Here is a 782-nt window from a genome sequence, read left to right on the forward strand (position 1 = left end):
GCGGTGGCTCACGTCCAGGTCACTTTAGAGGTGTTGCAACAATCGTAACTAAGTTATTTAACTTAGTGCAACCAGATTACGCCTGCTTTGGTGAAAAAGATTTTCAGCAACTACAAGTAATCAAAACTATGGCACGCGACTTATCAATTCCGGTTGAAGTTATTGGTGTACCTACAATGCGAGAAGTTTCTGGCCTTGCTATGAGCTCACGTAATGGTTACTTATCTGATGATCAAAAAGCGACTGCAACCGTATTATTTAAAGCCCTTAATACGTGCGCTGAGCAACTTAAAAGTGGCGAGAAAGACTTTGTAAAACTTGAAAGCTTAGCTAAACAAAGTTTAGAGCAAGCAGGCCTAAAACCAGACTATTTTGAGATTGCTCAACGAGATACATTAAAAACTGCTACAATCGAAGATACTCAATTTGTTATTTTAGCCGCAGCCTATTTTGGTGGTGTTAGATTGATCGACAATATCCAAGTCGAAATTTAATATTATTGCGACTCCATTTTAAGGATAAGAAGCATGCACACTTTAATAAAAACAAGCGTAGTCGCCCTTACTTTTGCACTATTGGCAGGTTGTCAAAACCAAGTTGAAAACTCTGAAATGAATCAGTGTGCTCAACAAAACTACCAGTGTGAAAGTAGTTGTGAACAGCAAACAACTGCTGAGGGCTTAAAGCAACAAGTATGCTCTGGCAAATGTGTTGAGAGCTATAATCAATGTAAAGCACAAGCCGAAAAATTAGGTAATATTTAATTCCTTAAAGTTTTTAGT

2 protein-coding genes are annotated in these 782 nt (G+C 38.0%); both read left to right on the forward strand.

Annotated elements, in window-relative coordinates; all coding sequences use genetic code 11:
- Positions 1-494 (forward strand): pantoate--beta-alanine ligase (locus tag H5072_RS20720; protein WP_182694669.1); only part of this gene is annotated, 494 nt, incomplete at its 5' end.
- 33 nt (positions 495-527) lie between these two features.
- Entirely contained in the window at positions 528-764 is a 237-nt protein-coding gene (locus H5072_RS20725) for a hypothetical protein (RefSeq protein ID WP_182694670.1), read from the forward strand.
- Positions 765-782: the final 18 nt, after the last annotated feature.

Source organism: Pseudoalteromonas sp. SR45-5, assembly GCF_014163565.1.
Classification (GTDB): domain Bacteria; phylum Pseudomonadota; class Gammaproteobacteria; order Enterobacterales; family Alteromonadaceae; genus Pseudoalteromonas; species Pseudoalteromonas distincta.

What these genes read in the sequence shown, in the direction of transcription:
- H5072_RS20725 (WP_182694670.1), top strand. Translation starts at nt 528, where the DNA reads ATGCACACTTTAATAAAAACAAGCGTAGTCGCCCTTACTTTTGCACTA.